Annotated in this window: 20 protein-coding genes; 10 read left to right on the top strand and 10 right to left on the bottom strand. The window is 73.2% G+C overall.

Annotated features, from left to right (window positions below; all coding sequences use genetic code 11):
- Nucleotides 1-69: 69 nt before the first annotated feature.
- Complete coding sequence (locus tag IE142_RS01145; RefSeq protein WP_191883959.1) at nt 70-3,714, top strand: S8 family serine peptidase; 3,645 nt, start codon at nt 70-72, stop codon at nt 3,712-3,714.
- 235 nt (nt 3,715-3,949) lie between these two features.
- On the opposite strand, the gene IE142_RS01140 is transcribed toward IE142_RS01145, so the two are convergent.
- The 3 genes from IE142_RS01140 to IE142_RS01130 are packed head-to-tail and all read right to left on the bottom strand — an operon-like array spanning nt 3,950 to nt 8,205.
- Nucleotides 3,950-5,323, bottom strand: a complete 1,374-nt coding sequence (locus tag IE142_RS01140; protein ID WP_191883958.1) for a carboxyl transferase domain-containing protein — start codon at nt 5,321-5,323, stop codon at nt 3,950-3,952.
- Complete coding sequence (locus IE142_RS01135) at nt 5,316-6,773, bottom strand: acyl-CoA synthetase (RefSeq protein ID WP_191883957.1); 1,458 nt, start codon at nt 6,771-6,773, stop codon at nt 5,316-5,318. The genes IE142_RS01140 and IE142_RS01135 overlap by 8 nt, the downstream gene beginning before the upstream one ends.
- A 58-nt stretch (nt 6,774-6,831) precedes the next feature.
- Nucleotides 6,832-8,205, bottom strand: coding sequence for an SLC13 family permease (locus tag IE142_RS01130; protein ID WP_191883956.1), 1,374 nt, complete (start codon nt 8,203-8,205; stop codon nt 6,832-6,834).
- A gap of 171 nt (nt 8,206-8,376) precedes the next feature.
- Between IE142_RS01130 and IE142_RS01125 the strand changes: the two genes are divergently transcribed.
- Nucleotides 8,377-9,084 (top strand): FadR/GntR family transcriptional regulator, encoded by a 708-nt coding sequence (locus tag IE142_RS01125; protein ID WP_191883955.1) that lies wholly within the window; start codon nt 8,377-8,379, stop codon nt 9,082-9,084.
- A gap of 4 nt (nt 9,085-9,088) precedes the next feature.
- A complete protein-coding gene (locus tag IE142_RS01120; RefSeq protein ID WP_191883954.1) occupies nt 9,089-9,958 on the top strand; it encodes an ATP-grasp domain-containing protein in 870 nt (289 codons plus the stop codon).
- 10 nt (nt 9,959-9,968) lie between these two features.
- Here IE142_RS01120 and IE142_RS01115 read toward each other — a convergent pair whose 3' ends face one another.
- Nucleotides 9,969-10,562, bottom strand: coding sequence for a hypothetical protein (locus tag IE142_RS01115; RefSeq protein WP_191883953.1), 594 nt, complete (start codon nt 10,560-10,562; stop codon nt 9,969-9,971).
- A gap of 136 nt (nt 10,563-10,698) precedes the next feature.
- Between IE142_RS01115 and IE142_RS01110 the strand changes: the two genes are divergently transcribed.
- Nucleotides 10,699-11,472, top strand: a complete 774-nt coding sequence (locus IE142_RS01110; RefSeq protein ID WP_043373317.1) for an IclR family transcriptional regulator — start codon at nt 10,699-10,701, stop codon at nt 11,470-11,472.
- A complete protein-coding gene (locus IE142_RS01105) occupies nt 11,469-12,332 on the top strand; it encodes an SMP-30/gluconolactonase/LRE family protein (protein WP_191883952.1) in 864 nt (287 codons plus the stop codon). The genes IE142_RS01110 and IE142_RS01105 overlap by 4 nt, the downstream gene beginning before the upstream one ends.
- A 66-nt stretch (nt 12,333-12,398) precedes the next feature.
- Here IE142_RS01105 and IE142_RS01100 read toward each other — a convergent pair whose 3' ends face one another.
- From IE142_RS01100 to IE142_RS01080, 5 genes are all read right to left on the bottom strand, one after another.
- Complete coding sequence (locus tag IE142_RS01100; protein ID WP_191883951.1) at nt 12,399-13,805, bottom strand: FAD-dependent monooxygenase; 1,407 nt, start codon at nt 13,803-13,805, stop codon at nt 12,399-12,401.
- The gene (locus IE142_RS01095; RefSeq protein WP_191883950.1) at nt 13,795-15,009 is read right to left on the bottom strand and encodes an MAB_1171c family putative transporter; all 1,215 of its coding nucleotides are present in this window, start codon (nt 15,007-15,009) and stop codon (nt 13,795-13,797) included. The genes IE142_RS01100 and IE142_RS01095 overlap by 11 nt, the downstream gene beginning before the upstream one ends.
- A gap of 31 nt (nt 15,010-15,040) precedes the next feature.
- Nucleotides 15,041-16,225 carry an MAB_1171c family putative transporter gene (locus IE142_RS01090; RefSeq protein ID WP_191883949.1) on the bottom strand — a complete coding sequence of 395 codons (1,185 nt, stop codon included), beginning with the start codon at nt 16,223-16,225 and terminating at the stop codon, nt 15,041-15,043.
- Nucleotides 16,222-16,752 carry a toxin gene (locus IE142_RS01085; protein WP_191883948.1) on the bottom strand — a complete coding sequence of 177 codons (531 nt, stop codon included), beginning with the start codon at nt 16,750-16,752 and terminating at the stop codon, nt 16,222-16,224. The genes IE142_RS01090 and IE142_RS01085 overlap by 4 nt, the downstream gene beginning before the upstream one ends.
- A gap of 92 nt (nt 16,753-16,844) precedes the next feature.
- On the bottom strand, nt 16,845-18,077 hold the full coding sequence (locus tag IE142_RS01080; protein ID WP_191883947.1) for an MAB_1171c family putative transporter: 1,233 nt from the start codon (nt 18,075-18,077) through the stop codon (nt 16,845-16,847).
- Between the two features lie 193 nt (nt 18,078-18,270).
- Here IE142_RS01080 and IE142_RS01075 point away from each other — a divergent pair, with 193 nt between their 5' ends.
- The 5 genes from IE142_RS01075 to arfA are packed head-to-tail and all read left to right on the top strand — an operon-like array spanning nt 18,271 to nt 23,951.
- Nucleotides 18,271-19,629 carry an extracellular solute-binding protein gene (locus IE142_RS01075; protein WP_191883946.1) on the top strand — a complete coding sequence of 453 codons (1,359 nt, stop codon included), beginning with the start codon at nt 18,271-18,273 and terminating at the stop codon, nt 19,627-19,629.
- Nucleotides 19,626-20,567, top strand: a complete 942-nt coding sequence (locus IE142_RS01070; protein ID WP_191883945.1) for a carbohydrate ABC transporter permease — start codon at nt 19,626-19,628, stop codon at nt 20,565-20,567. Before IE142_RS01075 ends, IE142_RS01070 begins: the two co-directional genes overlap by 4 nt.
- The gene (locus IE142_RS01065; protein WP_191883944.1) at nt 20,564-21,427 is read left to right on the top strand and encodes a carbohydrate ABC transporter permease; all 864 of its coding nucleotides are present in this window, start codon (nt 20,564-20,566) and stop codon (nt 21,425-21,427) included. Before IE142_RS01070 ends, IE142_RS01065 begins: the two co-directional genes overlap by 4 nt.
- Nucleotides 21,424-22,398 carry an arabinan endo-1,5-alpha-L-arabinosidase gene (locus IE142_RS01060; protein WP_229830107.1) on the top strand — a complete coding sequence of 325 codons (975 nt, stop codon included), beginning with the start codon at nt 21,424-21,426 and terminating at the stop codon, nt 22,396-22,398. Before IE142_RS01065 ends, IE142_RS01060 begins: the two co-directional genes overlap by 4 nt.
- A gap of 47 nt (nt 22,399-22,445) precedes the next feature.
- A complete protein-coding gene (gene arfA, locus IE142_RS01055; protein ID WP_043373342.1) occupies nt 22,446-23,951 on the top strand; it encodes an arabinosylfuranosidase ArfA in 1,506 nt (501 codons plus the stop codon).
- A gap of 12 nt (nt 23,952-23,963) precedes the next feature.
- Here the strand turns inward: arfA and IE142_RS01050 are convergent, their stop codons facing one another.
- Nucleotides 23,964-26,759: a beta-galactosidase gene (locus tag IE142_RS01050; protein WP_191883943.1), complete on the bottom strand. Its 2,796-nt coding sequence runs from the start codon at nt 26,757-26,759 to the stop codon at nt 23,964-23,966.
- Nucleotides 26,760-26,916: the final 157 nt, after the last annotated feature.

Below are 26,916 nucleotides of genomic sequence, written 5' to 3'. Positions count from 1 at the left end.
CGACAGGCCCCGTGAGACTGCTCCCAGCAATCGTCACAGCACTCTACGACGACACGAAGAGAGACGTGGATGACCAGAGGACCAGTCAGACGCGGAGCGACCCTCCTGTCGGCGGGGCTCGTGATCGCGCTGCTGCCGGCCGGTACGGCGGCGGCGCAGGAGCCGCCCGGGGCGGCGACCGGCACCCCGTCCGCGAACGCCCGCGACGCCACCCGCACCGTCACCCTCGTCACCGGCGACCGGGTGGCCGTGGGCGATCTCGGCGGCGGCCGGAGGACCGTCACGGTCGAGCGGCCCGAGGGCGCCACCGGCGCCGTGCACACCCGCAGCACCGGCGGCCGGACCACGGTCGTGCCCGACGAGGCGTTGCCGTACCTGCGCGACGGCAGCCTCGACGCACGGCTCTTCGACATCGGGGAACTGCTGGAGCAGGGGCTCGCCGACAGCGAGACCGGCGAGCTGCCGCTGATCGTGACCTACGGGAAGGGTGCCCGGGCCGCCGCCTTGAAGGGGGCCGAGCGGACGCGGTCGCTGCCCAGCGTGCGCGGGGTCGCCGTCGAGGCGGACAAGGGCCGTACATTCTGGCGGGAATTCACCCGTCGGGGCACCACCATCGACGGCGTGTGGCTCGACGGGCGGGTCAGCGCCGCCATGGCCGAGTCCAACGCGCAGATCGGCACGCCCGAGGCCTGGGAGGCCGGGCTCACCGGCAAGGGCGTCACGGTGGCCGTGCTGGACAGCGGCGTGGACGCCGGCCATCCCGACCTGGACGGCCGCGTCGCGCAGAGCCGCAGCTTCATACCGGGTGAGGAGGTCGCCGACCGGCACGGCCACGGCACGCACGTCGCCTCCACCGTCGGCGGCAGCGGCGCGGCCTCCGACGGCAAGGAGAAGGGCGTCGCGCCCGGCGCGACCCTCGCGGTCGGCAAGGTCCTGTCCGACCAGGGCACGGGCAGCGAGTCCCAGATCATCGCCGGCATGGAGTGGGCCGCCCGGGACGTGGACGCCGACATCGTCTCCATGAGCCTCGGCTCCACCGAGCCCAGCGACGGCACCGACCCCATGGCACAAGCCGTCGACGCCCTGTCCCGCGAGACCGGCGCCCTCTTCGTCATCGCCGCGGGGAACACCGGCTCCCCCTCCTCCATCGGCTCGCCCGGCGCCGCCGACTCCGCCCTGACCGTGGGCGCCGTCGACTCCGCCGACCGGGCCGCCTGGTTCACCAGCGCCGGGCCACGGTACGGGGACGACGCCCTCAAGCCCGACCTGTCGGGCCCGGGCGTCGGCATCCTCGCCGCCCGCTCCCGGCTCGCCGAGGGCAGCGGCGACTACACCTCCATGGACGGTACGTCGATGGCCACGCCGCACGTCTCCGGCGTGGCCGCCCTGCTCGCCGAGCGGCACCCCGACTGGACCGGCGCGCAGTTGAAGGACGCGCTGATGTCCACCTCGAAGCGGCTCGACGACTCCGCCTACCGGCTGGGCGCGGGCCGGGTCAGCGTGCCGGACGCGATCGGCACCGAGGTCACCGCCACCGGAAGCGCCGACCTCGGCCACTACTCCTGGCCGTACGACGCGAACGAGCCGGTGACCCGCACCGTCACCTACTCCAACTTCTCAGCCGACGACGTCGAGTTGAGGCTGTCCGTGCAGGGCGCCCCCGAGGGCGTCGCCACCCTCGCCGACACCACCCTCACCGTGCCCGCGCACGGCACCGCCTCCACCACCGTCACCGGTGACGGTGCCAAGGCTCCCGTCGGGACGACGAGCGGACGGATCGTGGCGTCCGGCGCGGACGGCACGCCCGTCGCGCACACGGCGGTCGGGCTGGTCAAGGAGGAGGAGCGGTACACGCTCACCGTCCACGTCAAGGACCGCGCCGGTGCCGCCACCCCGGCCGACCTGACCGTCCAGCGCCTCGCCGAGGGCGTCGACCCCTTCCCCGCGCACGTCGGCGACACCGGAACCCTGAAGCTGCGGCTCGTGCCGGGGACGTACAGCCTGACCTCCTTCCTCGACGTGCGCGGCAGTCGCGGCGCCGACTCGCTCGGGCTCGGCTTCCTCGCGGCGCCCGAGGTCGTCGTCGACCGGGACCGCGAGATCACCCTCGACGGCACCGAGCTGCGCGAGATCAGCGCCGACGTCGACAAGCGCACCGAGACGCGGCAACTGCTCATGGAGTACGACCGCAGCGCGAACGGCTCCGACCTGTTCGGTGCGGTCCAGGTGCCCCTGACGTACGACAGCGTCTTCGCCGCGCCCACCGGAAAGAAGGTCACCGAGGGCGACTTCGAGTACCGGACGGTGTGGCGGCTCGGCAAGCCGGCACTGGAGGTGAAGGGGATCGGTGAGGCCGTCGTCCAGTCGGGCGGCACCCTGATCGAGGGCCGCCGCCGACTGCCGCTGGTGGACGTCGGGGACGGTCCCTTCCCGGACGGCGCGCGGGGCAAGGCGGTCCTCGCCGAGCTCACCGGGGGTACCGTGCCGACGGACCTCGCGCAGGCCGCGCAGGACGCGGGCGTGAAGGCGCTGTTCGTGACCGACGACGTGCCCGGTCGGCTGATGTCCTGGTGGGGCACGGCCGACAACGCCGACCGGCCGCTGCAGATCGCCACGGTGAGCGCCGCCGACGCACAGCGGCTGCGGGACGCCGGCCGCGTCGACATGACCGGGACGCGCAACAGCCCCTACACGTACGACCTGTCCGAAGGCCATCGCGGCGCCGTGCCCGACCGGGACCTCACCTACGAGCCGGGGCGCCGGGGCCTCGCGGAGCTGCGGACCAGGTACCACGCGGCCGAACCCGCGAGCGGCGGCGAGTTCCGGTACTCGATCACCGACACCTTCCCGATCGGCCTCGGCTTCAAGGAGCGGATCGACTTCCCGGCCGAGCGCACCGAGTACGTGTCGACCGGACCCGGCCAGCTGTGGCACGAGTCCGTGACGACCGTCGACGGCGCGCTGGAACAGCGGTCGGGGACGCTCCGGTACGGGGGAGGCTCGCGCACCGGGCTCGACTGGTTCAAGCCGGTGTGGCACCCCTGCCTCGGCACCGGGCTGGGCTGGGGCCAGCAGCGGGCCGGCGACCGGCTCCAGTTCAACGCCCCCGGCTGGGGCGACTCCGGCCCCGACCACACCGGCTTCGGCGACGTGTGGAGCGAGGGCAGCGGGATGTCGCAGACCACGTCCATGTACCTGGACGGCGAACTGGTCGAGCAGCGGGCGGGTTCCGCCGCGTACGTGGACGACGCGCCGGCCGACGAGCGCACCTACAGGCTCGTCACCGACACCGCGCTCGACGCAGGGCGCTGGGGCCTCGGGACCGAGGGGCGCGCGGAGTGGACCTTCCGTTCGGCCGCCACGCCGGAGAACCGCTGGACCTACCTCCCCCTGATCAACCTCTCCTTCGACGTCGACACCGACCTCGCGGGGAAGGTGCGCGGCGGGAAGAAGCTGCGGGTGGGGATCGGCGCCGAGTACGTGGCCGGTGCCCCGGACACCGGGACGATCGGCGGCGGAGAGCTGGAGGTGTCGTACGACGCCGGGAAGACCTGGCAGGACGTCCGGCTGCGCGGCGGTGACGGGGAGGCGTCCTGGTCCGGGACGCTGAGCGTGCCCCGTGACGCCGGGCACGTCTCGCTGCGGGCCTCGGCGCGAGACGACCGGGGCGGCTCGGTCACGCAGGAGATCGTGCGGGCCGTGGCCGTGCGCTGACAAGCGGACGGCGCCGCCTCCCTGGGACAAGAGGCGGCGCCGCCTGGTTTCCCGGACCGTCAGACCAGCCGGCCGACGAAGTGGACGAGGCCGGCGAGGATGTCGGTGAGAAGGTTCATGATCGTGCAGCTCCTTGCGCTGTGCTGTGTGGGACTCGGTACTGCTTGGGACATGTGCGTCGACTACGGTCTGCAGCCCGTCGCTTGCACACCGTAAGTGTCGTTGGTCTCTGCAGTCACATGCGCTCTTCAGTGCGACGATCACCTGTTCCAGGGAACAACTGCTCGCCTGTTCGGATCACGCCCAGCTCGGCCAAGTCGGTGGGGCGCAGGCGCAGTTGATCCGCCGTCGACTCGACCTCCTGCGGACCCCGCTTCAGGATCGCCGCCGCGAGCTCCGGCGCGATGACGGAGAAGTAGCTGTCCGGCGTGGCCCAGGTGCGCCCCGGCGCGGCCAGCGCCAGCGCCCCGCCCGAGCCGCCCTCGCCGATCACCAGCGTGGTCACCGGCGTGCGCACCGACGCCATCGCGACGAACAGGTCGGCGATGGCCGGGCCCGCACCCCGCCGCTCCGCCTCCGCGTCGCCGGCCGCGCCCGGGGTGTCCACCAGGGTCAGCACCGGAATGCCGAGCCGGTCCGCGAGGCGGAGCAGGCGCGCGGCGGTGCGGTAGCCGGCGGGCCGGGTCGCCTTCCCGGTCTGGGCGGCGTACGCCACCGTCCGGCCCGCGTGCTCGCCGAAGCCGCAGAGCATGCCGTCCGGGTCGGTGCCGCCACAGCGGTCGCCGGACAGGGCGACGCGGTGGGTGAGGTAGGCGTCCAGGTACGCCCCGGCGCGCGGGCGTTCGGGTGCGCGGGCCCGCCGGACCGCGTCCCAGCCGCTCACCGGCAGGTCCCGCGCCCCCAGCGGCTCCGGCACGGGAGCCGGTCCGTCCGACGGCGCGGTCAGCAGCCGCAGCCACCGCCCCAGCGTCGCCCGCAGCTCACCGGCCGGCACCACGGCGTCCGCGCTGCCCGCCGCCACCTGTGCCTCGGCCGTGTACGCCGCCGGGTCGGCGGCCGGCGGCCGGACCCGGGACCCGGCGAAACCGACCTGGGCGCCGGGCAGCGCGAGGACCACGTCGGCGCCCGCGCCCAGGGTCGCCCATCCGCCGCCGGTGGCAGGGTCGCGCAACACGGCGATCTGCGGCAGCCCGGCCTCCCGGGTGAGGGCCGCCTGCCGGGCCACCCGCTGGAGCTGGGTCAGCGCGAGCATCCCCTCCTGCATCCGGCTGCCGCCGGTCGCGACCAACGGCACCACCGGCAGCCGGTGTTCGCGGGCGTACGCGTGAGCGGCCTCCAGCCGGTCACCGGTGTGCCGGCCCAGCGAGCCGCCGAGGAAGCCGAACTCGAAGGCCAGCAGCACCGCCCGGGTCCCCTCGACGCGTCCGGTGCCGCAGACCACGGACTCCGCCTCGCCCGTGCGCTCGGCGGCGCGGGCGCGGGAGGCGCCGTAACCGTCCCAGCCGAGAGGGCCGTCGGGCGGCTCCGGCCGGCCCGGTGGGTGGGGGAGTTCGGAGAAGTCGTCGGTGAGCAGGGCGAGGAAGGCCCGCGCGGACAGGCGGTCAGCCATCGGTCAGCGCCCGCTTCATGATCTTCCCCATGTCGTTGCGCGGCAGCGCGTCCACGTACCGGACCACGCGGGGCCGCTTGTGCGGGGCGAGCCGCCCGGCGACGTGGTCGGCGAGGGTCTCCAGGGCGGGCGGCGAGGCGGGGTCGGCCGGCACGATCCACGCCACGATCCGCTCACCGAGGTCCGGGTCGGGCTCCCCGGTGACGGCCGCCTCCCGCACCTCCGGGTTTTCGAGGAGCGCGTTCTCGATCTCACCGGCCCCGATCTTGTACCCGCCGCTCTTGATCAGGTCGGTGGCCTTGCGGCCGACGATGCGGACGTAGCCGTCGGGGTCGCGCACCGCCATGTCGCCGGTGCGGAAGAAGCCGTCCTCGGTGAAGGCGGCGGCGGTGGCGTCGGGGCGGTTCAGGTACTCGGTGAACAGGTTCGGGCCGCGCACCTGGATCTCGCCCACACTCTCTCCGTCCAGCGCCGCGATCGGGGTGCCGTCCTCCTCCACCAGCCTCAGCTCGACGCCCGGCAGCGGCACGCCCACCGTCCCGGCGCGCGGCTCGCCGTCCGCCCGCACGCTGGTGTTCATCAGCGTCTCCGTCATGCCGTACCGCTCGATCACCCGGCGTCCGGTGGCGGCGGCGATGCGCTCGTGGTCGTGCACGGGCAGCGCCGCCGAGCCCGACACCAGCAGCCGGGCCCCGGCCAGCGCCTTCGCCAGCTCCGGCTCGGCGGGCAGTGCCTCCGCGATGCGGTGGTACATCGTCGGCACCCCGAAGAGCATGGTCGCGCCGTCGTTCAGCTCACGGGCCGCGCCCTCGGTGGTGAACCTGCCCAGGTGCCGCACGGACCCGCCGCGCCGCAGCGGGCCGAGGATGCCCAGCACCAGGCCGTGCACGTGGAACAGCGGCAGCCCCTGCACCAGCACGTCGTCGTCCGTCCACCGCCACGCGTCGGCGAGCGCGTCCAGGGTCGTCGCCAGCGCGCGCCTCGGGAGGACCGCGCCCTTGGGCGGGCCGGTGGTGCCGGAGGTGTAGACGACGAGGGCGGGGGCTCCGTCGTCGGCGCGGTCCTCGGGGACGGGGCCGGTGGCGTGCACGTCGACGTCGATCCGCTCCAGGGCGCCCGGGGCGGGCGGGAGTTCGACGCCGGGGGGAGCCAGGACGAGTGACGGCTCGCTGTCGGACAGGATGTGCCCGAGCTCCTTGTCGCCCGACTTCGGGTTGAGCGGCACGGCGGGGACCCCGGCCAGCAGCGCCGCCACGACGGCGACGGCGGTCTCCATCGCCGGTGTCGCCCAGACGGCGACGCGCCCGGCCCCGCGGATGCGGTCGGCCGTGCCACCCGCCGCCGCGGCCAGTTGCCCGTACGTCAGGGAGCGCTCGCCGAAACGCAGGGCCGGCCGGTCGGCCCCGGCACCGGTCGCGGCCGGGGAGAGGGCGGGGAAGAGAGAGGACACGCGTCGTACTCCTTAGTCGATTCTCTGCTGTTCGCGATGGCCGGTTCCCGACCTGGGCCTATCCGAAGCCGGGGACGACCAGCACCAGCCACGCCAGCGCGGGCACGGCCGCCACCACGATCCCCCCGTACACCATCAGTTGCCTGAAGAACCGCTCGCGGTCGACGTCCGGCGCCGCGGCCAGCACCAGCGCGCCGTTGGTCGAGAACGGGCTGACGTCCACGACCGTCGCGGACACCGCGAGCGCCGCCACCATGCCGACCGCCCCGATCTCGCCCTGCGCGAGGAACGGCACCGCCAGCGGGATCAGCGCACCCATGATGCCCACGGACGAGGCGAAGGCCGACACGATCGCGCCGATGTAGCAGAGCAGCACGGCGGCCAGCAGCGGGACGCCGATCCCGCCGACGCCCTCGCCGGCCCAGGTGATGGTGCCCATCTCCTCCAGCACACCGACGTACGTGAGGACACCGCAGATCAGCAGCACCGTGGACCAGGCGATCTCGCCCACCGCGCGACGGCTGTCGGCCGGCCAGGCGGTGCTCAGCACGACGGCGAGGGTGACCGCGGTCAGCCCCGCGTCCAGGTCGAAGCCGAGGACGGCCACGACGAGGGCGACCAGGGCGCTGAGGGTGGCGATCCGGGCGGGGGTGAGGCGGAGACCGGCGCCGGTGCCGTCGTCGGTGTCCTGGTCGGGGCGGACGGCGACGGCGGTGGGGGCACCGGAACCGGTGCCGACGCCGGGCATTGTGCCGGTGCCCGGAGGTTCCTTGCCCGCGGGCTCCGTGCCCGCCCCGCCGGTGCCGTCCGTCGGTACCGAACCCCGCGCCCACAGCTTCCGCCCGCCGAAGAGCGCGAAGAGCACGCCCGCGATCAGGACGTTGGCGATCAGCGAGGCCAGGAAGAGGGTGACCTCGCTGCCCGGCAGGTCCTCGCGCTCCACGATGCCGTTGACGATCGACCCGTAGATGCTGATCGGCGAGAAGCCGCCGGCCTGGGCGCCGTGCACCACCATCGTGCCCATGAGCAGCGGGCTGATCGAGTACCGGGTGGCGAAGCTCAGCGCGATCGGCGCGACGATCGCGACCGCCGCCGGGCTGACCGCGCCGATCGCCGTGAGCGCGCCGGTGAGCGCGAACATCACCCACGGGATCAGCGCCACACGCCCCCGCACCAGCCGGACGGCGGCGTGCACCAGCCAGTCGGTGGTGCCGTTGGCCCGGGCGATCGCGAACAGGTAGGTGACACCGACGAGGACGACGAACAGGTCGCCGGGGAAACCGGCGAAGATGCCGTCCGCGTCGAGGTCCGCGACGAGCGTGCCCACCCCGAAGGCGGCGGCGAAGGCGAGGGCGCCCATGTTGACGGAGCGGGTGGTGGCGATGACGAACACCACCACGAGGACGAGGATCGAGACGAGTTCGGGGGACATGCGGGGGCTCCCGAGGCTGACCATTGGCAGAGTGGCTGAGCCACTTGGACGGTGCGACTGGTCGGTCAGCGTGGGCCCGCTCCGAGGCCGAGTCAAGGGGTCGCGCACGAATTGGCTCAGCCACTCGGCCACGGTCGGCCCGGTGTTACGCTCCCGGCGAGAGGGGGAACCGTGACCGACGCCCTGCGCCCCATGACCAAGCGGCGCCTGTACGAACAGGTGCTGGAGCGGCTGCGCCAGTACGTCGCCGACGGCGGCCTGCGGACCGGTGACCGCCTGCCGCCCGAACGGGACCTCGCCCAGCGCCTCGGCGTCAGCCGGGCCTCGGTGAAGCAGGCGATCGTGGTCCTGGAGGTCCAGGGCCTGGTGGAGGCGCGGCACGGTGGCGGGACGTACCTGGTGCGCGACAGCCTCGACGTCGAGCCCGTCGAGAAGATGGTCGAACGCCGTCGGCGCCTCCCGGACGTCCTGGAGGCCCGCGAGGCGCTGGAGACCAAGCTCGCCGAACTGGCCGCCGAGCGCCGCACGGAGGACGACCTGGCCGCGATGCGGTCCGCGCTGGCCGTCATGGCCGAGGAGATCGAGCGGGGCGGGCACGGCGTCGAGGGCGACCGCCTGTTCCACGCGGCGGTGACGGCGGCGGCGCACAGCAGCCTGCTCGCGGAGTTCATGCGCTCCATCGCCCGCCAGATCGCCGAGAGCCGCACCGAGTCCCTCCGCCAGCCCGGCCGGCCCGGCCGCTCCCTGGCCCAGCACCGGGCCATCCTCGACGCGATCGCCGACCGCCTGCCCCGGCAGGCCGCCGCCGCGATGCGCCGCCACGTCCGTACGGTCGCCAAGGTCCGCCTGCTGGACTGGGACCCGGGAGAGGAACGATAGAGCCATGCCCCGAATAGCACTCGTCACCTGCCGCCCCGGCCCGCAGGTCAGCGTCGACCGGGACCTGCCGGTGCTGGTGCGGGCCCTGGCGGACGCGGGCGCGACGGCGTCCGCCGAGGTGTGGGACGACGACGGCGTCGACTGGGCGTCCTTCGACCTCGCCGTGATCCGTTCCACCTGGGACTACAGCTGGCGGGCGAACGAGTTCACGGCGTGGGCCGAGGAGTGCGGGAGGCTGACGCGGCTGGCGAACCCGCCGTCCGTCGTGCGCTGGAACACCGACAAGCGCTACCTGGGCGAGCTCGCCGAGGCGGGCGTGCCCACCGTCCCCACCCGGTACACGGCGCCCGGTGAGGCCGTCGACCTGCCGGACGACCACGAGTACGTCGTCAAGCCGACCTCCGGCGCCGGGGCCCGCTTCGCCGCCCGCTACACCCCCGACGAGCACGCCGTCGCCGTACGGCAGGTGGAGCGGATGCACGCCGAGGGCTTCACGGCGATGGTGCAGCCGTACGTGCGCAGCGTCGACACCGCCGGGGAGCGGGCGTTGCAGTTCTTCGGCGGGCGCCTGCTGCACGCCGGCCGCAAGGGCGCCGTCCTCACACCCCGGACGCCCTACGACGAGCGCAAGGTCGCGCACCCGGGCCTGGAGCGCTGGACGCCGACCGCGGCCGAAGTCGCCGTCGCCGAACGCGCCCTGGCCGCCGTACCGGACGCCCCCGAGCTGCTGTACGCCCGCGTGGACCTGGTGGACGGGGACGACGGGCGGCCGCGGGTGATGGAACTGGAGCTGGTGGAGCCGAACCTGTTCCTGTGGCTGCACGAGCGGTCGGTGCCGCGGGTGGTGGAGGCGGTGCTGGACGCGGCCCGCTGAACGCGGCCGGCTATCGGTCGCCGACCGCCGTCCGCTGGAGCAGCTCCCACGCGAACTCGGCGACGACCTCGCGTCGTTGGCCGTGCGCGTCCGGCGCGGTGAAGGCCAGGCCCCACCGGGCCGGGGCCGAGCCCTGGAGCGGGCGGGCCGGTGCGAAGGCGCGGGCCGCCTCGTCGACCGTGCAGGACCAGGGGGTGAGGTCGTTCACGGTGCGCAGCTCCGGTCCCTCGGCGCCCGGGGCGCGGACCAGCCACTCGTTCCAGACGGCGCCCCTGTCGCCGACGAGTACCTCGAAGCGCAGATCGGGCCAGAGCGGCAGGGTCCACTGCCGGGCCTCGCACTCCAGGTCGCCGATCCGGCGGGGTGCCGTCGACTCGGGCTCGCCCAGGACGGAGCGGTACCGGGAGGCCGCCGAACGGGAGCGCGGGGAGCGGAGCATCGCCTGCCAGCGGCGGTTGGCCTCCCTCATGACCGCGATCGATACACCCAGCTCACGGCGGGCGTCCTCCACCAGGTCCGGGTTGTGGTCGGCCATGCGGCGCAGCAGCACGAGCTGGAAGTCGCGCGGGGTGAACGGGCCGGAGGGCCGCTTTCCGGTGGGCATGGATCCATCGTGGCCCATGGGCCGGACGAGCACACGGGCGCAGGCCCATTGCCCCGGCAAACGCGATGTGAGTAGCCTGTGTTCGTCATTCCGATCGCCTGTTGAAATCTCGAACAACTTAGGGAGGGGGCCGGACATGGGGCGCCTCGTACCAGCCGTGACCCGGGCTCTCGACATACTCGAGCTCTTCCTCGACGGGGACGGCACGCTCTCCGCCCCCGACATCGTGCGCCGTCTCCAGCTGCCGCGCACCACCGTGCACGAGCTGGTCACCACGCTCGCCGCCCGCAAGTACATCGTCCCCGTGGCCGGGCAGCCCGGACGGTACCGGCTCGGTGTGCGTCCGTACCAGCTCGGCGCCCGCTACGCCGAGCACCTCGACCTCGCCGCCGAGGGCCAGCAGGTCGCCCGGTCCGTCGCCGAGACCTGCGACGAGACGGTGCACGTGGCGATCCTCGAGGACACGGACGTCATCTACATCGCCAAGGTCGACTCCACGCACGCGGTGCGGATGGTGTCGGCGGCCGGGCGGAAGCTGCCCGCCCACTGCACGTCCGTCGGCAAGATGCTGCTGGCCTCCCTTCCCGAGCCGCAGCTCGCGGCCCGCTTCCCGGACGGCACCGAGCTGACCGCGATGACGCCGAACAGCATCACCGAACCGGCCGCGCTGCGCGAGGCCCTGGCCGATATCCGGGAGCGGGGCATCGCGGTGGAGAACCGCGAGTCCAACCCGGACGTCTCCTGCGTGGCCGCCCCGGTCCGCGACCGCACCGGCCGGGTCGTCGCGGCCCTGTCCATCTCGGTGCCCATGATCCGCTGGAGCGAGGAGCGCCGCGCCGAGCTGGAGGAACTGGCCGTCAAGGGCGCCGCCGACCTGTCCGAGCGCCTCGGTCACCGGAGCGCGTCATGACGGCGACCGGCACGGCGTACGAGGTGGCCGTCCGGGCGGAGGCGGCGCTCGGCGAGGGACCCACCTGGGACCCGGCGACCGGCCGCCTCCTGTGGATCGACATCCTGAACTCCCGCATCCACACCTACGCCCCGGCGACCGGCCGGCGCACGGTGCGCCGCACCGAACAGCACGTGGGCGCGGTCAAGCCCCGCGCGGGCGGCGGGGTCGTCCTCAACCTGCGGGACGGCGTCGGCCTGCTCGATCCCGACGGCACCTTCCGCTGGCTGCACCGGGAGGTCGTCCCCGGCCGACGCGCCAACGACGCCGCCGTCGCCCCCGACGGCACGCTGTGGGCCGGCACGATGCGCTACGACGAGGCACCCGGCGGCGGCACGCTGTCCCGGGTGGCCGGAGACGGCACGGTGACGACGGTGCTGGACGACGTGACGGTCAGCAACGGCACCGGCTGGAGCCCCGACGGGCGGCTGATGTACTACGTCGACACGCCGACCCGCCGCATCGACGTCTTCGACGTCGCCGCCCCCGACGGCCGGATCACGGGCCGCCGCCCGCTGGCCGTGATCGAGGAGGGGGCCGGCTTCCCGGACGGGCTGTGCGTCGATGCCGAGGGGTGCGTGTGGGTCGCGCTGTGGGACGGGGGCGCGGTGCGCCGGTACACACCGTCCGGCGAGCTGGACCGGGTGATCGTGCTTCCGGTGCCCCGGGTGACCGCCTGCGCGTTCGCCGGTCCGGGGCTGACCGACCTGTACATCACCACGGCCCGTGTGGGGCTCAGCGCCCCGCATCCGCTGGCGGGGTCGCTGCTGGTGGTCCCGGGCGCGGGGCGGGGGGTGGCCCAGCCGGCGTTCGCCGGCTGAGACCCGGAGCCGGCGCGCGGTGGCGGGGGGCGGGTCAAGACGCCGGCAGTCGAGCGCGGCGGCCCGTCACCGCCCCGTGCGGTCCAGTGACCGCACGACCTCGCGTTCGCCCGGTGTCAGCGGCGGCTCGGTGAGCCGGGGGAGCGGGGAGCCGGCGAGGGCGGCCAGGACGGCGTCCGGGCGGAACAGGCGGGTCGGGGGCGTACGCATGCTGGTGACGTCCCAGATGGCCGAGGCCGCCGCGTACGAGCCCGTGGCCGCCTTCATCACGCGCCGCGTGTACGCCGTCACGGCGCGGTCGGCGACGCCCGGCCGCCGCCCGCCGCGCACCCCGGGGTAGAGGGCGTCCTGGCCGACGGCCATGGACCACGCCGCGTCCACCGAGCGCGCCGCCCCCCGCACCACCCGCCGGGCCAGACCGGGCGCGGCGAGGCTCCCGGCGCGCTCCAGCTCCCGTCCGAGCACCTGCGCGCCGAACGCGGCCACCGACATGCCCTGCCCGTACGCCGGGTTGAACGTGGCCAGCGCGTCCCCGAGGACCACGAAGCCCTCCGGCCAGCGCGGCGCCTTCTCCAGGTACCGCCGCACGTTGCTGGTGGACCGGCTCAGATGGATGTCGGTGAGCGGCTCCGCGCCGGAGATCAGCCGGCCCACGATCGGGTCCGGCAGCGCGAGCGTGTACCGCAGGAAACCCTCGGGGTCGGCGGGCGGTTCGCCGCCGCGCGAGCCGCCGCAGCTCACCAGCCAGCGGTCCCCTTCGACCGGCATGACCATCGCGCTCCGGGCCGGCCGGCTCACGTACGGGTTGGCCTGCACGATCGTCAGCGGGAACCGTTCCGCCCCCTCGGGCACCCGGTAGACGCGCGAGGCGTTGACCAGCCCCGAGTCCACGGCCTGTTCCCGGACGCCGGACAGTCCGAGGCCGTCCAGCCAGGTGACGACGCGCGTGCCGCGCCCACTCGCGTCGACGACCAGGTCGGCGTCGAGGTCCGTGTCCCCGCCGGGTGCCGCGATCCGCACCCCCCTTGCCCGCCCCGCGGATCCCGTCAGCCCGAGCACCGTCGCCTTGCGGATCTCGACCGCGCAGTGCTCGCGCACCGCCTCCCGTACCGTCCAGTCCAGCAGCGCCCGGGTGCAGGTGAGCATGGCGGGCCCCTCGCGACGCCACCGCCGCAGCCAGCCCTCGGGAGTGCGGGCCAGCATGCCCGAACTGAGGGATATCTCGTGGGCCCCGGCGGCCAGCAGCCGTTTGCGCAGGCTCACGCCCGGCACCAGCTCCTCCATGGCGGCCAGTCCGCCGGCCATCAGCAGGTGCGCGTGCCGTCCCTGCGGCAGCCCGCGCCGGTGTTCCGGCCCTTCGGGCAGCTCGTCGCGGTCCAGCACGATCACCTCGTCCACGCCGGCCGTGGACAGCACGGCCGCGGCCAGCGTTCCGGCCAGGCCGGCACCGACGACGACAGCTCTACGCGACATGGGGCTCCTCGGGTTCAGCCATGGGTGGGGTGGTCCTGGAAGGCGGTACCGCACCACCGGATGCGGTACCGCCGACGGGCGGGCGGTCCAGCGCACGAGCCAGCTCCACCAGCCCGCTCGGGCCCGAGACCTCGGTGGCGTGCAGACGGTACGAACCGGCGGTCTCGGGCGGTTCCTCACGGGCGGCGGCCCGGCGCGCGGCGTCGGTGAGCATGGCCGCCTCCGCAGCCAGCCGGGCCTCATGGGGTGAGCGGCCCGCGCGCAGGGCGGTGTCCCGCACCCGCTCGCGGACCCGGTGGTCGAAGTACGGGGCCAGCGTGAGCAGGGCGTCGTGGATGGACACCTCGCGCCACTGCAGCCGGGCCTGTGGAAGCTGCCACCAGGCGGCCGGGGGCTTCGGGGCGGTGGACACCGACCTCACCAGGGTCCACAGCGGTTCCAGCCGCCGGTAGTCGCCCAGCCCCCGCCAGTGCGCGACCACGGGAGGCAGCAGCCTCGGCAGCAGGAACCCCGCCGAGCACAGCAGCGCGGCCAGCGAGGCCATCGGCGGGGCCACCGTGGTGGACAGGAAGTCGAGGTCGTGGCCCGACCAACGCGCCACCACCGCCGTGTACTTGGTCAGCTGGAACCCCACCACGTCCAGCAGCGCCCCCAGCAGGATCAGCCGCAGCCCGGCCCGCAGCAGCCCGCCCACCTCACGGCCCCACTTGACGCAGACCGCGCACATCACCAGCATCGCCGCACTGTGCCCGAGCAGGTACAGCAGGATCATCTCCCGCATGAACGGGGTGCCGGCGTAGTAGGTGTCGAGGTCGGTCAGGCGCTCGGTGGGCGCGTCGGCGAGGGCGAACAGCACCACGATCGCGACCGCCAGCAGCCCGTAGGCGGCCATGCTGCGCAGCACCAGCCGCCGTACCCGCTCCCGCGGGCCGCCCCGCCAGTTGATCAGCAGCACGAGCACGGCGCAGCTGTACGCGCAGAGCATGCCGTAGGTCAGCGGGGCGCCGAAGTTGGGGACGCCGGTGAGGTCGTTGACGGTGGCGAGGGTGGCCGGGGCGGCGCACACGAGGACCAGGGCGCCCAGCACGATCGCCGCGCAGGTGGACAGGGTCAGCGGGTTGCGCATGGCCGTGCGCGGACGGCGGAACAGCAGCACGGACGTCGTCCCGAACACCAGGGCCGCGAGGTACACGACGAGACTCATACCGTTCGGCTCCTCTCGCGCCGGGCCCGGATCACGCGGCCCCCGCCGTGCTCGTCCCGCTCGGCACGGCGGCCTTCCGCGGTACCGGGGCGGTGGCGGCCAGCACGTCGGCGATCCGGCCGAGGGCGGCCGGGCCCGGCACCCGGCCGGGGAGGCGTCCGGCGTCGGCGGCCGGCGGGGCCTTGCCCTCGGGGTCCGCCTCGTGCCGCACCGCGGCGCCGATGACCGCGGCCCAGGCGGCGGCGTCGGCCCGTTCCGGGTCGCCCGTCGCCGCCAGCGCGACGGCGCGGGTCCGGTCGTACAGGTCACCGTCGAAGTACGCCTGGAGGTGGCTCAGCGCGTTGTGGACGCTGGTCTGGCGCCACACAAGCCGGGTGGTGGGCGAGGCGAACCGGGGTTGGGGCAGCCGCAGCGCCCGACGGGTCAGCAGGTCCTCCAGCGCGCGCTCCAGGGGCGCGAGCCGGACGTACGTCCGCCGGGCCCGCCGCCACTCGTCAGCCCGGGGCGCCACCAGTGGGACCAGCACCCCGACGACCGTCAGCAGCGCGCCGAGCCCCGCCGCGGCAGGGGAGACGAGGGTGCCCAGCGCCGACCAGTCGCGCCCGGACCAGCGGGCGCCCACCGCGACCAGCTTGGCCAGGCTGTAGCCGGCGCCGCACAGCGAACCGGTGCCGAGCAGGACCAGCCCCGCCCGCAGCGCGCCCCGCACCCGGCGCGCCCAGCGCAGCGCGGACACCGTGGTGACGGTCACCGCGGTCAGGTGCGCCAGCAGGTACAGCACGATCATCTGGGCGAGGAACGGGGTCGTCGCGTAGTACGTGTCCAGGTCGGTCCGGCGTTCCACGGGCGCCTCGCCGAGGGCGAAGGTGACCGCGATGCCCAGCAGTACCGCGGCGTAGGCGAGCAACCAGCGGCGGGCGGTGCGGCGCACCCGGGGCCCGCCGCGCCAGTGGACGACGAGGACCTGGGAGGCGGCGCAGTATCCGGTGAGCGCCGCGTAGGTGAGCGGAGCCGCGAGGTTCGGCACCCCGCTGACCCGGTTGACGGCGCCGACCGTCGGGGGCGCCCCGAGCAGGAAGCAGAGCCCGGCCAGTCCCAGCACCGCGCAGATGGCCCACAGATACGGATCGCGGCGGTGCCGCAGCAGGTCGGGGGCCTTGACCAGCAGGCCGAGCCACAGCACGCCGCAGCTCACGTAGTTGATCACGCCGTTCATCTGGTCGTCCCGCGGTAGTTGAGCGCGGCTCCGATGCGCCCGGCGAGGTCCTTCGGGTCGTCGGGATCGCCGCCCTGCGCGGCGAACACCGAGTCGGTGGAGGCCTCCAGCCAGGTCCGCAGCCGACGGCCCATCAGCATGCCGAAGCGGTCCGCCTCCTGCTCCTCGGCCAGCGAGAAGTCGGTGCGCGCGGCGACCGGCCGGGGTAGGCCGACGCTCGCGCCCGTCGCCGCCTCCGCCTGTCGGCGGCTCATGTGCCACACCTCGTGGCAGAGGATCACGATCTGGTGCCACACGGCGGCGCGCTCGTCCACCACCACGTCGTCGTGGCTCTCGCGCTCCAGCCACAGCCCGCTCGCGGTGTGCGGGGGGAACGCCGCGCGGTGGACGACCACCTCGCGTCCCCGCCAGGCGCTGACGGAGGCGACCAGCGCCTCGAAGAGGACCTCGGGGTCCGCCGGGACCGGCACCCGGATGGGGTCGATGAGGGCGTCAGCGAGACGACGCATCTCCTTCCTGGTACGCACCGCTGTCTCCCTGTTCCCCTGGGTGTGGCTCGGTCACCAGTGCAATATGCCAAGACAGGTGACGTCCCGGCCAGTTGCCCCGCGCTGCGCGGTCACTCGGTGACCGCCGCGGTGTCCCCGGGGGCCACGGCGCGGGCGCGGACCTCGCGGATGACGTCGGGGTGGCGCAGGGCGCGCGAGACGGCCCCGATCTCGCGCAGCAGTTCCGTGGTGTCGGGGCCGTTGCCGCCGTAGCCGTCGTCCGTACGGCCGGCGTCGACCGCGTCGAGGATCACCACGGCCGCGGCGAGCGCCCTGGCCCACTCCGGTGCGCAGCCCAGGCCGAGGGCGGCGACGTAGGACCGCTCGCGCAGCCGTTCGTCGGTGCGCCGGGCCAGCGGCAGCAGGACGTCGCGGATGAAGGTCTCGCGGCGGGTCAGACGCAGTTCGGGGCTGGCGCGCAGGACGAACGGGACCCCGGAGCCGTGCACGGCCCGCATCAGCCGGTACAGCGGCCGCAGCCGCCGGTGGGCCCGTCGGATGCGGCGCCGCTCGTACAGGTACTGGCCGGCGTGCGGCAGGATGAAGCCGACCGCGATCGAGACCGCGGACAGGCAGGCCGCCGCCGGTGCCACGTCCAGGCTGAGCCGGTCCAGGTCGCCCCCGGCCCAGCGGGCGGCCACGGCGGTGAGCTTGGCGGCGTCGAAGGCCAGGTTCAGCGCGTAGCCGACGCCCAGGAACTTCAGTCCCCATCGCAGCCAGGCGTCGAATCCGCCGGTGCGGATCCAGTTCCAGATCAGCCGCGCCGTGATGAGGACGGCGGTGGTGTGCGCGAGGAGGTACAGCAGGATCAACTCACGCATGAACGGCGTGGTCGCATAATACGTGTCCAGGTCCCGGGTGCGTTCCACGGGCACGTCGGCGAGGGCGAACAGCACCCAGAGCAGGACGATCACGCCGCCGTAGGCGGAGACGACCCACCGGGTGGCCCTGCGGGTCGAGGGGGAGTGCTCGGACAGCCCGTCGCGCCAGGCGATGATCAGCAGCAGGCAGGAGGCGCAGAACGCGGTGAGCAGCGAGTACACCCAGGGTGCCGAGATGTTCGGTACGCCGGTGACGCGATTGACCCACACGATGGTCGAGGGCGCGACGAACACGAAAACCGCACAGGCGAGCAGCAGCAGACCGCCGACCGCGCGCAGCAGCGGGTCCTTCCAGAGCCGGACGATGGTCGGCAGTTTGATCGCCAGGGCGGCGGCCAGGACCCCGGCCGGAACCCACCAGAAGGACGTGTAGAACTCGCTGAGGAACGAGGCCGGACCCATGGCCGCGTCCGCGAACCCCATGGCGTCCTCCGCTCTCCCTGGCCGCCGAGACCGCTTCCGTTCCCAAGGCCGTTCGAGCCTACGCGGCCGAACGCGTCCGCATCGAGTTCTTGTCCGAACCATTGACGTGCCGCGCTCACCGCTCTACGGTCCCGTTCGAAGTTACGAGCGATATTCGATATATCGAACAATCCATGAGCAGATAGGGCAGGGCATGGGACGACCTGACCTGAATCGCAGGCACTTTCTGGCCGCGGCGGGGGGCCTGACGGTCGCGGGAAGCTTCGGCTTCGCGGCCCTCGGTACGGGCGCCGACGCCCTGGCCTCCGACGCGGACACCCGAGTGCGCTACTGGAACCTCTTCAGTGGCGGCGACGGATACAACATGATCGCGATGCTGGACGCCTTCCGTAAGGACAACCCCGGCATCGACGTGAAGGACTCCACCCTCCAGTGGGGCAGCCCCTTCTACACCAAGCTCGCCATGGCGGCCGCCGGCAACCGCGCGCCGGACATCGGCGTGATGCACCTGGGCCGCGTCACCGGCTTCTCGCCGGGCCGCCTCCTGGACCCCTGGGACGTCGGCCTGCTCGCCAAGTACGGCGTCAAGGAAGCCGACTTCAACCCCGAGCTGTGGCGGCGCGCCGTCATCGACGGCAAGCTCTACGCCCTCCCCCTCGACATCCACGTCCAGCTCTGCTTCTACCGCAGGGACGTGCTGAAGAAGGCGGGCCTGCTCGGCGCCGACGGCCGGATGGTGCCGGTCACCTCCGTCGACGAGTGGTTCGACGTACTGAAGGAGGCCAAGAAGGCCACCGGCAAGGGCCTGCAGACCATCGGTTTCTGGCACAACGACCAGAACTTCCAGTGGTGGTTCTTCGTCGCCTTCTACACCCAGCTCGGCGGCACCTGGTTCAACGACGACAACACCGAGGTCACCTTCGACACCGACAAGGCCACGCAGGTCCTGGAGTTCCTGCGCCGGCACATCGCCGACGGGTACGCCGACCCGAGCTTCGGGGGCGGCGCGGGTGCCGAACAGTTCGTCAACGGCGCGCCCTTCGCGTGGGAGGGCAACTGGTCGGTGCCGGTCTTCTCGGGCGCGAAGCTGGACTACGGCGCGGCCCCGCTGCCGCCCGTTTTCGGCAAGCAGGCCACCCACGCCGAGTCGCACTCCTTCGTGCTCCCGCACCAAGCCGGCCGCGGCGGCGCCACCAACGAGGCCGCGCACCGACTGGCCGCCTACGTCGTCAAGCACGCCCAGCAGTGGGCGGCCGGCGGACACATCCCCGCCTACACGCCGACCCTGTCCACGGCCGCGTACAAGGAGCTGAAGCCGCAGAGCGAGTACGCCGGCGCGATGGACCACCAGGCCACCGAGCCCAAGGTGTGGTTCGCCGGGTCCACCGGCATCCTCGCCCAGCGCATCGGCCCGATCGTCGTCTCCTCGACGATGGGCTCGGCGAAGCCGGAAGCCGTCGCCCGCCGCATGAAGGGCGCGCTCACCGACCTGCTCGGCACGAAGAACCCGATGGACGGCAGGACCGCCGCGCAGGGAGGTGCTGTCGCATGACGACGACCAGCGCTGAAACGATCGTCCGCCCGACGCGCGCGAAGACCGCCGCGGCCGGCGCCACCCTCCGACGCAGGCAGGGCTTCCAGCACGGCGGCTGGTTCGTCGCCCCGTTCCTCGCCCTGTTCACGCTCTTCGTCGTCTGGCCCCTGCTGCGCGGCCTCTACCTCAGCTTCACCGACGCCAACATCTCCGGCGACGGCGCCAGCTTCATCGGCCTGGACAACTACCGTGAGGCCCTCCAGGACCCGCTGATGTGGGACGCGTTCGGCCACAGCGCGTACTTCACGCTGCTCGTGGTGCCCTGCATCACGGTCCTGGCCTTCCTCCTCGCGATGCTCGCCCACCACATCGAGCGCGGCAAGTGGCTGTGGCGGCTGTGCTTCTTCATGCCGTTCCTGCTGCCGTCCACCGTCGCCGCCAACCTGTGGCAGTGGCTGTTCAACCCCGGCACCGGCATGATCAACCACGTCTTCGGCCTCGAGACACCCTGGCTGACCGACAAGTCGTACGCGCTGCTCGCGGTCGTCATCACCACGCTGTGGTGGACGGTCGGCTTCAGCTTCCTGCTCTACCTCGCCGCGCTCCAGGGCATCCCGCTGCACCTGTACGAGGCCGCCAAGCTGGACGGCGCGAACGCCTGGCACCGCACGGTCCACATCACGCTGCCGATGCTGCGCAACATCACCGGCCTCGTCGTCGCCCTCCAGATACTCGCCTCGCTCCAGGTCTTCGACCAGGCCGTCGTCATGCAGGACTTCGGCCCGGGACCGGAGGAATCGACCCGCACCTTCGTGCAGTACACCCTCGAACAGGGCTTCACCAGCTACCGCGTGGGCTACGCCTCCGCGATCTCCATCATCTTCTTCCTGCTCATCGCGGCCGTCGCCCTCGCGCGGATGTGGCTGCTCCGCAACCGTGAGGAGGGCGGCCGATGACCACCGCCGCAGCACCGATGCGGACCAAGCCCCGCAAGGCATGGTCGCCCAGCCAGATCGTGCTCACCCTCCTCGGCGCCGCCGTCTCCGCGGTGTTCCTCGCCCCGCTCGCCTGGGCGCTGCTCACCTCCCTGAAGTCGGAGACCGAGGCCGTCGAGGTGCCGACGCACTGGCTGCCCGAGGACTGGACGGGCCAGGCATGGACGGCCCTCTTCGAGACCGGCAACATCACCAACTGGTTCGTCAACTCCCTGGTCGTGTCGGTCTGCGCGACCGCGATCGTGCTGCTGGTGAGCGCGCTGGCCGGCTACGGCTTCGCACGCACCGAGTTCCGCGGCAAGGGCGTCCTCATGGCCCTGGTGATGGCCGGCCTCATGATCTCCCCGGCCGTGCTCGGCGTCCCCCTGTTCACGACCGTCCAGCAGATGGGGATGGTCGACACCTACTGGGGCATGATCCTGCCGCAGTGCGCACCAGCCGCGATGGTCTACATCCTCTACAAGTTCTTCCAGGGCATCCCGCGCGAACTCGAGGAGGCCGCCTTCATCGACGGCGCCGGCCGCTGGCGCGTCTTCTTCACCATCATCGTGCCGCTCTCCCGCCCCTCTCTCGCGGCGGTCGGCATCTTCACCTTCATCAGCTCCTGGAACAACTTCCTGTGGCCGTACATGGTGACCAACAACCCCGACCTGATGACGATGCCGAACGGCATCGCGACCGTCATGAACTCCTACGGCATCCAGTGGGCCCAGCTCATGGCCGGCGGCCTCATGGCCGGCCTGCCCCTGATCATCGTCTTCGTCTTCTTCCAACGGCAGATCGTGGCGGGCGTCGCCCACACGGGATTGGCGGGACAGTGACCCTCCGCAGAACCCTCACCGCCGTGGCGACGGCGGCCCTCATGGCCCTGCTGCCCAACGCGGCCCAAGCGGCGGACACTTACCCCGACCCGCGCCCCATCACCGGCCAGCAGATCATCCACGACCCCACCGTCATGCGCCTGAAGGGCGGCGGCTACGTCGCCTACTCCACCGGCGGCGTCATCGGCGCCCGCCTCTCCGAGGACGGCCGGCACTGGGACGACGCGGGCAACGCCTTCGCCGAGCCCCCGGCCTGGTGGTACGAGTACAACGACACCGGGGACCCGTGGGCCCCCGACCTCTCCTACCGCGCCGGCCGCTACTGGCTCTACTACGCCGTCTCCTCCTGGGGCACCAACCACTCCGCGATCGGCGTCGCCACCTCACGCACGGGCCTGCCCGGCACCTGGACCGACCACGGCAAGGTCTTCTCCTCCGAGACGACGGACACCTGGAACGCCATCGACCCGGCGGTCGTCGAGGCCGACGGCCGGCTGTGGATGTCCTTCGGCTCGTACTGGAGCGGCATCCGCATGGTCGAGCTGGACCGGCGCACGGGCAAGGCCGTCGAGGACGCGAAGGTCCACCACCTCGCCACCCGCCCCGACGAGCCGTACGCCGTCGAGGGCCCGGAGATCGTCAAGCACGGCCGCCACTACTACCTCTTCGCGTCGTACGACGCGTGCTGCTCGGGCGTGAACAGCACGTACAGGATCAAGGTCGGCAGGTCCACGGACATCAAGGGGCCCTACGTCGACAGCAGTGGCACCCCGATGCTGGAAGGCGGCGGCGACCTCCTCCTGGAGGGCCACGGCCGCTACATCGGCACGGGCGGCCAGTCCGTCTTCCGCGACCGGGGCCGGGACTGGCTGGCGTACCACTACTACGACGCTCAGGACGAGGGCACGCCCAAGCTCGGGCTGAACGCCCTGACCTGGACCGCGGACGGCTGGCCGGCAGTCGGCCAGTGACCCGCACACCCACCCCCGGACGACACGGAAACTCCCGAAAGGCAGAGATGCGAACCGCCCGCTTCACCCTCGACCCCGCCTTCACCGTCGGCGAGGTCAACCCCCGGCTCTTCGGCTCCTTCGTGGAACACCTCGGCCGCTGCGTCTACACCGGCATCTTCGAACCCGGCCACCCCGCCGCCGACGACGACGGCATACGGACCGACGTGCTGGACCTCGTCCGCGAACTCGGCGTCACCGCCATCCGCTACCCCGGTGGCAACTTCGTCTCCGGCTACAAGTGGGAGGACTCGGTCGGCCCGGTCGAGGACCGTCCCCGCCGCCTGGACCTGGCCTGGCGCACCACGGAGTCCAACCGCTTCGGCCTGTCCGAGTACATCGCCTTCCTCAAGAAGGTCGGCCCCCAGGCCGAACCGATGATGGCGGTCAACCTCGGCACCCGCGGCGTCGCCGAGGCCCTCGAACTCCAGGAGTACGCCAACCACCCCTCCGGCACCGCCCTCTCCGACCTGCGCGCCGAGCACGGCGACAAGGACCCCTTCGGCATCAGGCTGTGGTGTCTGGGCAACGAGATGGACGGCCCCTGGCAGACCGGCCACAAGACCGCCGAGGAGTACGGCCGCCTCGCCGCCGAGACCGCCCGCGCCATGCGGCAGATCGACCCGGACCTCGAACTCGTCGCCTGCGGCTCCTCCGGCCAGTCCATGGAGACCTTCGCCGCATGGGAGGCGACCGTCCTCCAGGAGACCTACGACCTGGTCGACCACATCTCCCTGCACGCCTACTACGAGCCGCACGACGGAGACGTCGACTCCTTCCTCGCCTCCGCCGTGGACATGGAGTCGTTCATCGAGAACGTCGTCGCCACCTGCGACCATGTCGGCGCCCGCCTCAAGTCCAAGAAGAAGATCAACCTCTCCTTCGACGAGTGGAACGTCTGGTACATGGCCAAGACACAGGCGGAGGTGAGCGCCCTCGACTGGCCCGAGGCCCCCCGCCTGCTGGAGGACAACTACAGCGTCACCGACGCGGTCGTCTTCGGCTCGCTCCTCATCGCCCTGCTCAGGCACGCCGACCGCGTCACCGTCGCCTGCCTCGCCCAGCTCGTCAACGTCATCGCCCCGATCATGACCGAGCCGGGCGGTCCGGCCTGGCGCCAGACCACGTTCTTCCCGTTCGCCCAGGCCTCGAAGTACGGCCGCGGCGAGGTCCTCGACGTCCGGGTGGACTCGCCGACGTACGAGACGAAGAAGTACGGCGAGGCCGACCTGCTGCACGCCACCGCCGTGCGCGCCGAGGACGGCTCGGTCACCGTCTTCGCCGTCAACCGGTCCCGCACCGAGTCGCTGCCGCTGGACGTCGCCCTCAGCGGCCTCGACCTGAGCGAGGTCGTCGAGCACAGCGCCCTCGCGGACGCCGACCCCGACGCCCGCAACACGCTCGCCGAGCCCGAGCGGGTCGTCCCGCACGCGGTGGACGGCACGGCCCTGAGCGACGGCAGGCTGACCGCCGCTCTGGAGCCGCTGTCCTGGAACGTGATCCGGCTGCGCTGAGGCCCGCCCGGGTCAGCGGCGCCGGCCGGGGGAGGCGACCGGTTCCACCGGCACCCCTCCGGCCGCGCCGCCCAGCAGCTCCAGCCGTACCGTCCCGGGTCCCGACTCCGCCACGCCGTCGGCCAGCACGGCGAGGGCCAGGGTGTTGGCGGCGGCGCGGGTGCGCAGGATGCCGTTGGGCAGCACGAAGGTCCGCGGCGCGGCCGTGCGGTCGGCCGCGTACTCGCCCATGTTCCAGCCGTTCAGGAAGAGCTGGGCGCGCGGGAAGCGGCCCGGGGCGCCGTCCAGGACCAGCCCGACCGAGGCGTCGACGTCCGGCGGAACGTCCAGCCGGAAGGTAGTCCGGTACCAGGTCACGCCCTGGCGCCGGTCGCCGCCGGGGGAGGGCACGGGCTCCCAGTCGGCGTCGTCGTACCCGGGCAGGTGCCAGCCGTGCCGTTCCCCGTACAGGCCGCCGTTGTTGAGCGGCCCGCGCACGGGGTCGGGTGCGGCCGCCCCCTGGATCCGCCACCGCACCTTCGGCGCGGCCCCCTCGAAGGCGGCCGAGGTCAGCCCGCGGGCCGCCTTGTAGTCGTCCTGGGCGTGCTGAGTGCGCCGGACCAGTACCGACAGCACGGACGAGGCACCCGCGTCGGGCCGCCTCCGCCGCGCCTCCCGCAGGCCGTCCGGCAGCCGGAAACGGGCCGTGGCGGTCCACGTGCCCCGCCCGTCGCCCTCGTCGTCCACACGGTGCGTGCCCAGCGGCTCTCCGTCCAGCCAGGCCATCAGGAGCCCTCGCGCGCCCGTGCCGCAGGACAGGGAGACCGACTCCAGGCCCGCGGCGCCGGTGAGCCGGCCCCGGTACCAGACGTCGCCGTAGTGGAAGCCGTAGTCGTCGGCGAAGAGCACGGGCTGCCCGTCGGGCACGGGGGTCGTGCTGAACGACGTCTTCCGGTCGGCGGCCGTCCACCCCGAGTCGTCGTAGCCGGGCCTGGACTCGGGGTTCTCGGCGCGGCGTCGCCAGCCGTCCAGCGCGGGCAGGACCAGCTCGGGCACACCGGGCAGGGACCGGGCGGCGTACAAGCTGTGGGCCCGGCCGAGCGACGTGCTCAACCGGCTGCCGTTCCAGGTGACGTCCGTGATGCCGGGCGGCGCCCACACCTCCAGCCCGCACTCCTCGACGGTGTCCCCGGTCAGCCGGATCGTGTGACCGTCCAGGGCGGCGTCGCGCAGCAGCGCCGGGCCGTGCACGAGCACCCGGCCCGACGGGGTCTCGTACGGCCACAGCCGCAGGGAGGCGGCGTCGTCGGCGAGGAGCAGGATCATGGTGCGGTCGGTCTTGCCGCTGCGGATCCGGAGCCGGGTCAGCCTGTCCTCGGCGAGTTCCACCGTGACGTGCAGCTTCCCGCGGTCGTACGCCCAGGCTGCCTCCTCGTCCAGCCGGGTCGGCCAGGGCTCGTGCGGGCAGTCCAGCACCAGGTGCGCCATCTCCCCGGCCCGGCCCACGAAGGCGGCGATGTCCAGCTTGCCGACGCTCATGGAGAGCATGGGCTGCATGTTGGAGTACGCCAGTTTCCGGCCCGCGCCCAGGTGCAGCCCGGTGGCGAACAGTTTGGCGTCCCGGCCGGGGACGGTGACCTCCACGTCGGTCCCGCCCATCGGGAGTTTCGAGGTGACGTCGGCGGTGGAGTCGTTGCGCACCACGTACGCGTGTGTGCCGGTGTCCGGGTTGACGAGGTGCCGAACCCGCAGGCGGGCGTCGGCGGCCCTGACCCCGGCGGCCTCGTCCAGCCGCGTGAAGTCGGGCACGTTGCGCAGGAGCTGCCCGAGCTGGTGGAGCGGTGCCGTCCTGTCCGTGGGCCGGCGTGCCTCGTCGATCCCGGCGGTGGGGTCGTAGGCCGGGTCGGGCGCGGACGGCGCGGGCAGCCAGCCCCAGGAGGTGCCGCCGAACGCGGTGTGCACTTGGTGCAGCGTGACCCCGTCCGCGAGGTGCGCGAGGTGGACCCGCCGTGCCTCCGCGGCGTCCCGGGTCCGCTCTGCCTCGCCGCGGGCGACGGGGCCGTCGGAGGGCAGCAGGGGTACGTCGATCCCGTCGGCGCGGAGCTTCTCGCGCAGGTGGGCCCGCTGGGCGCGGTGCGGGGCGTCGAGGCGGTAGAGCAGGAGGGTGCCGGTGCCGCGGGTGTACTGGTGCCGGGCGGCGACCGCGTTGACGTGGCTCAGCCACTCGTCGGCGTGGCGCAGGTAGGCGGGGTCGGCGGTCCGGGCGTCGGCCCCGGTGGCCGTCAGCCAGCCGGGCAGGCCGCCGGCGTCCACGTCCGCGCCGATGTACGGGCCGGGGTCCAGGACGACGTACATCCGGGTCTCGGCGGCCGTGCGCAGGAACAGGTCCAGGTCGCGGACGCCGGTGAAGTCGTACGCGCCCGGCGCGGGGGAGTGCAGGTTCCAGGCGAGGCGGGCGCTGACCGCGTTGTAGCCGTACGCCCGCATCTTCTGCAGGACGTCCCGCCACAGGGACGGGCTCGGCAGCCGGAAGGGGTGCATCTCGCCGGACCACAGGGCCAGGCGCCTGCCGTCGACCAGCAGGGAGTACCGGTCCAGCGTGACGTGGTGGCGCTGTCCGTCGGCGCCGGGCGGGCCGGGCGGCGGGCCGGTGGGTACGGTGCCGCGGGCGCCGGAGCGGGGCAGTGCCTGGCTGCTCACGCTGCCGCCGAGCGCGAGACCGAGGACGGTGGTGCCCGTGAGGGTGCTGAACGCTCGTCTGCTGAGCCTGCTGAGCTCCAAGGGAGCCTCTCCTGTTGCCGTGCTTGCGGTGCTTCGCTGCCGGGCCATTCTGCACAACCGGAGCGGTGCTGCGGTAAATGGCCAAAGTGTGACCTGTTCGCGTCCGGCGGCCGAACATACGATGCGACCGCATCATGAATGACATGTGCACAACAGGTGTGCAGGGCATTCAACTACCTCCGGGCGGCCATCGCCGGCCGCATCC

Source organism: Streptomyces mutabilis, assembly GCF_014649815.1.
Classification (GTDB): Bacteria; Actinomycetota; Actinomycetes; order Streptomycetales; family Streptomycetaceae; genus Streptomyces; species Streptomyces mutabilis.
Note: the sequence above shows the minus strand (reverse complement) of the source record. Positions and strands in the feature narration are given on the sequence as shown.

Excerpts from the sequence above, each read along its gene's own strand:
- IE142_RS01145 (WP_191883959.1), top strand. The coding sequence starts at position 70 with ATGACCAGAGGACCAGTCAGACGCGGAGCGACCCTCCTGTCGGCGGGG.
- IE142_RS01140 (WP_191883958.1), bottom strand. The coding sequence starts at position 5,323 with ATGGCTGACCGCCTGTCCGCGCGGGCCTTCCTCGCCCTGCTCACCGAC.
- IE142_RS01130 (WP_191883956.1), bottom strand. The coding sequence starts at position 8,205 with ATGTCCCCCGAACTCGTCTCGATCCTCGTCCTCGTGGTGGTGTTCGTC.
- IE142_RS01120 (WP_191883954.1), top strand. The coding sequence starts at position 9,089 with ATGCCCCGAATAGCACTCGTCACCTGCCGCCCCGGCCCGCAGGTCAGC.
- IE142_RS01115 (WP_191883953.1), bottom strand. The coding sequence starts at position 10,562 with ATGCCCACCGGAAAGCGGCCCTCCGGCCCGTTCACCCCGCGCGACTTC.
- IE142_RS01110 (WP_043373317.1), top strand. The coding sequence starts at position 10,699 with ATGGGGCGCCTCGTACCAGCCGTGACCCGGGCTCTCGACATACTCGAG.
- IE142_RS01105 (WP_191883952.1), top strand. The coding sequence starts at position 11,469 with ATGACGGCGACCGGCACGGCGTACGAGGTGGCCGTCCGGGCGGAGGCG.
- IE142_RS01100 (WP_191883951.1), bottom strand. The coding sequence starts at position 13,805 with ATGTCGCGTAGAGCTGTCGTCGTCGGTGCCGGCCTGGCCGGAACGCTG.
- IE142_RS01095 (WP_191883950.1), bottom strand. The coding sequence starts at position 15,009 with ATGAGTCTCGTCGTGTACCTCGCGGCCCTGGTGTTCGGGACGACGTCC.
- IE142_RS01090 (WP_191883949.1), bottom strand. The coding sequence starts at position 16,225 with ATGAACGGCGTGATCAACTACGTGAGCTGCGGCGTGCTGTGGCTCGGC.
- IE142_RS01080 (WP_191883947.1), bottom strand. The coding sequence starts at position 18,077 with ATGGGGTTCGCGGACGCGGCCATGGGTCCGGCCTCGTTCCTCAGCGAG.
- IE142_RS01075 (WP_191883946.1), top strand. The coding sequence starts at position 18,271 with ATGGGACGACCTGACCTGAATCGCAGGCACTTTCTGGCCGCGGCGGGG.
- IE142_RS01070 (WP_191883945.1), top strand. The coding sequence starts at position 19,626 with ATGACGACGACCAGCGCTGAAACGATCGTCCGCCCGACGCGCGCGAAG.
- IE142_RS01065 (WP_191883944.1), top strand. The coding sequence starts at position 20,564 with ATGACCACCGCCGCAGCACCGATGCGGACCAAGCCCCGCAAGGCATGG.
- arfA (WP_043373342.1), top strand. The coding sequence starts at position 22,446 with ATGCGAACCGCCCGCTTCACCCTCGACCCCGCCTTCACCGTCGGCGAG.
- IE142_RS01050 (WP_191883943.1), bottom strand. The coding sequence starts at position 26,759 with ATGGCCCGGCAGCGAAGCACCGCAAGCACGGCAACAGGAGAGGCTCCC.